This window comes from Deltaproteobacteria bacterium, from assembly GCA_016874735.1.
GTDB lineage: Bacteria > Bdellovibrionota_B > Oligoflexia > Oligoflexales > CAIYRB01 > CAIYRB01.
On sequence record VGTI01000137.1, the window covers coordinates 1 to 4,019 of the forward strand.

4 protein-coding genes are annotated in these 4,019 nt (G+C 57.9%); 1 reads left to right on the plus strand and 3 read right to left on the minus strand.

Annotated elements, in window-relative coordinates:
* The 3 genes from glpK to FJ146_19645 all read right to left on the minus strand — a co-directional run.
* Positions 1–1,340, minus strand: a 1,340-nt coding sequence (glpK, locus tag FJ146_19635) for a glycerol kinase GlpK (GenBank protein MBM4254183.1), incomplete at its 3' end; no start/stop codon positions are given.
* Positions 1,341–1,378: 38 nt separating this feature from the next.
* Positions 1,379–2,104, minus strand: coding sequence for a YebC/PmpR family DNA-binding transcriptional regulator (locus FJ146_19640; protein MBM4254184.1), 726 nt, complete (start codon positions 2,102–2,104; stop codon positions 1,379–1,381).
* Between the two features lie 177 nt (positions 2,105–2,281).
* Complete coding sequence (locus FJ146_19645) at positions 2,282–2,830, minus strand: hypothetical protein (GenBank protein ID MBM4254185.1); 549 nt, start codon at positions 2,828–2,830, stop codon at positions 2,282–2,284.
* 217 nt (positions 2,831–3,047) lie between these two features.
* Between FJ146_19645 and FJ146_19650 the strand changes: the two genes are divergently transcribed.
* On the plus strand, positions 3,048–4,019 hold a 972-nt coding region (locus tag FJ146_19650; GenBank protein ID MBM4254186.1), incomplete at its 3' end, for an AMP-binding protein.

The window sequence follows — 4,019 nt, forward strand, 5'->3', positions numbered from 1 at the left end:
GTCTCAAGGTTGACGGGGCGATCAACGCGGATGCCTGCGTAATCGGCCTGAGCCTGCATGAGCAGACTATTGGCGGCAGCACCGCCATCGACCCGGAGGACCTGCAAGGGGCTACCGAGATCACGCGCCATAGCTTCGGTCAGCTCGCGCACCTGTAAGGCGATGCCTTCGAGCACGGCTCGTACCATTTGGGCCTGGCTCGTGCCGCGCGTGAGACCGAGGAATGCCCCTTGCGCTTTTGGATCCCAGTACGGTGCACCCAGGCCGGCCAGAGCCGGCACGAAATAGATCTCAGGAGCGGCTGTGACCGTGCGCGCAATGGCTTCGCTGTCGCTAGCGCTACGGATAATGCGCAGTTGATCGCGTAAAAACTGCACGGCAGCACCCGCAATGAACGCCGAGCCTTCAAAGGCATAGCTAAGTTTGCCACCAAGTGACCAGGCGACTGTCGTGAGCATGCCAGCCTTTGACACTAGGGGCTTGGATCCCAAGTTAGCCAGCAGGAAGGCACCGGTGCCGTAGGTGCATTTGGCCTCGCCGACATCAAAACAAGTCTGTCCAGCCAAAGCTGCCTGCTGATCACCGAGCACACCACTTATGGGAATCCCGTCAGGCAGCCAGCTTAGGCCCTGTGTCGTGCCAAAGAGCCCGGCACTGTCCAGGACCTGTGGCAGCGCATCGACGCTTGGGATCGCAAGCGTCTCAATGAGTCCTTGGTCCCAGCGTCCTGTGTGAATATTGAAGGCCAGCGTACGCGAGGCATTACTCGCCTCAGTGACAAAGGACTTACCACCCGTGAGTCGGGCGATGAGATAGGTGTCGATCGTGCCGAACACGGCATGGCCGCGACGGACTTCTTGCGCAAGCTCTGGATTATGCTCCATCAGCCAGGTGATCTTGGTGCCGCTGAAGTAGGGGTCCAGTACCAGTCCCGTTTTAGCCTTAATCTCTGCCTCGTGCCCATCCGCCCGCAGTCTTTGACAAATGGCGGCACTCCGCTTGCACTGCCATACGATAGCGCGAGCCAGCGGCTTCCCAGTTTTACGCTCAAAAACGCAGAGCGTTTCCCGTTGATTGGTGAGACCGATAGCTACGATCTTTTTGAGATCGAAGTGCGTAGTCGCAGCAGCGGCTTGGGCCAGAGCCTGGGTCGCTGCCTGCGACACGGAGCTCCAGATACCGTCGAGGTCATGCTCCACCCAGCCGGTCTCGGGATAATGCTGGGTAAAGTCTACCGTTTGCTTCCCAATGATCGTCGTAGCATCAGACTGTGTGACATCAACCACTAAGACGGTGGTTCCCGTGGTGCCCTGATCGATCGCCAAAATAAACTGCGCCATCTAGTAGCCCCCCACCTCAGTGAATTGATGAATAATGCTTACTTTATGCCAGCATAGACCCGATGCACATCATCTAAATCATCGATGTCACCGAGAAACTCCTCGACCTCGCGTCTTGCATCGGCAGCGAGCTCGACAAAGCTCTTGGCGCGGTAGCTGAGTTCCGACTTTGAGACAGTCCAACCGGCTTCGGTCAGAGCTTTATTGACGACGTCGAGATCCGTGGGCTCCGTGTAAAAGCGTGCACCCACCTGGCCGCTCTCAACCTCTGAGGCCTCCAAGGGTTCCACATCCTGAGCCCCAGCCTCGATGGCAGCTCCCTCACTATCGATGCCAGCGTTGGCGTGGACCGCTTCGATCACACCAACGCGGTCGAACATCCAGGCCACCGAGCCGATGGCACCAAGCTGCCCCTCTTTGCGGAAGCAGACGCGGATGTCAGAGGCGGTGCGGTTCTTATTGTCAGTCAGGCATTCGATGATCACTGGGACTTTGTGAGGCGTGAAGCCCTCGTAGGTCACCAGATCGTAGCTAACGTCGTCACCGGTAAGGCCGGCCCCCTTTTTGATCGCGCGTTCAATCGTATCGCGCGGCATCGAGGCTTTACGGGCTGATTCCACAGCGGCCCGTAGTCTGGCGTTATGCTCAGGGCTGGGATCACCCAGGCGGGCTGCTACCGCAATCTCTTTAGCTAGCTTGCCAAAGACCTGTCCTCGTCTTGCTGCTGAATCCTGACGTCCAGCGTGTTTCCATTGCGCTCCGATGGCTAGTCCTCCTAAGCGAATCTGCTGCTCTTGACGGTACGATATCGGTCATGGCCGTCAATCAAGTCAATCCTCCTATATAAACCAGCCTCAAGGCTTAGTCACGCAAAAGGGAGATGGTCGCGCGCAGCCATCTCCCTCGTGCCTAGCCCCTATCTACACAGTCAACCCAGCCATCTACTGCGCCAATTTGTGCAGCACCACGTCCTGGACCTCGGCACTGCCACAAGCCTTGCCGCTCGGACTCGCCGCATCAGCGCAGAGCTTGTCGCCTAGACCAAAATGGAGGACGCGGGTGCCATCGTCGCGCTGCTTGCCGAATCGCACCTCCTCCACCCTGAGCGCCATGCCACCCTCGGTGGCGTCGTGCTGCAGCTGGACCCCGCGCAGGCCACCGCTCGGCAGGCGCGTCACATTGTACACAGGTTGCGCTGCTGTAAAGGGTGAATTGTCAGGTACCAGAAACATGTTACCACCAAGCCGCACTAGACTCAGGCCAGTGTCGCGAGCGAAGTTGCCACCGCCCACTTGCCACCGTCCGTTAAGCAGCACGGGCTCCTGACCGGCCGTAAAACTGAGATGCACCATGCTGCCATCGCTGGTTTGTCCCTCCCACTCACCGATCAAACTGTTCGTCTCATCCGTCAGCGTAGCCGCGGGGGCCGATCCAGCGACTGCCATGGTTGCCACAGTTACCAAAGAACTCCAGGTCAAAAACTTACGCATAAACTACTCGCTCCTCGTGATTGCCGCTGTCTCTCACAGCGGTAGCGTCCCCATGACGCCTCAGAGGCACAACCTAGCTAACTCGCTTGAGCGAGTCGAACGACATGGCTCTCATAAATGCAGATGTCCGTCGGCGATCTCGCGTCTTTTGCTGGCTTCAGTGGCAACGTGGCGTTAGTATTGCGACAAGCATGCGAAATGTCGCTACGGAGGCGTTATGACTGCCGTTACCCCCCCTGTTGCCGGTGACCCAGCCATCAGTAGTTTTCTTAAAGAGGAGCGGTCGTTTCCACCTCCGGCCGCATTCCAGTCACGGGCAGCCATCAATTCCCTCGCCGAATACGATCGCCTTTGGCAGTTTGCCGCGGAGCAACCAGAGCGCTTTTGGGCGCAGCAAGCCGAGACGCTCCTTAGTTGGACGCGTCGCTGGGACCGTGTGATCGACTGGCAATTACCACATGCTAAATGGTTTAGTGGCGCTAAACTCAACGTAAGTTACAACTGCGTCGATCGGCACCTGCAAACATGGCGTAAAAATAAAGCAGCCATCATCTGGGAGGCAGAGTCCGGCGAGACGCGCACGCTCACCTACAATGATCTCCATCGTGAAGTCAGTCGCTGTGCCAGTGCGCTCAAGGATCTCGGTATCAAACCCTGCGACCGCGTCACGATCTACATGCCGCTTGTTCCTGAGTTAGCGATCGCTATGCTCGCCTGTGCGCGCATCGGGGCTACGCATAATGTGGTGTTCGGCGGCTTTAGCGCCGAAGCAATCGCTGATCGTAACAATGATGCACAGGCTAAACTCGTGATCACGGCAGACGGCGGTAACCGCCGCGGTGCCGTCGTCCCGCTTAAACAAAATGTCGATCAAGCACTACTTAAATCTCCGTCTGTCGAGAAGGTGCTTGTGCTACGCCGCACCGGTGACGTGGTACCGATGACCACCGGGCGTGATTACTGGTGGCACGAGGTCTTGGCCAAAGCCGCGCCGCACTGCGAACCAGTAGCAGTCGATGCTGAGCATCCCCTGTTTCTCCTCTATACGAGCGGTAGCACGGGCAAGCCCAAGGGCATCATGCACACGACCGCTGGTTACCTGCTGCATACAACTCTTACGAGTAAGTGGATTTTCGACCTCAAAGATGAGGACACTTACTGGTGCACCGCCGATTTAGGGTGGGTCACC

Coding starts and splice junctions, on each gene's coding strand:
- FJ146_19645 (MBM4254185.1), bottom strand. CDS start 2,830: ATGCGTAAGTTTTTGACCTGGAGTTCTTTGGTAACTGTGGCAACCATG.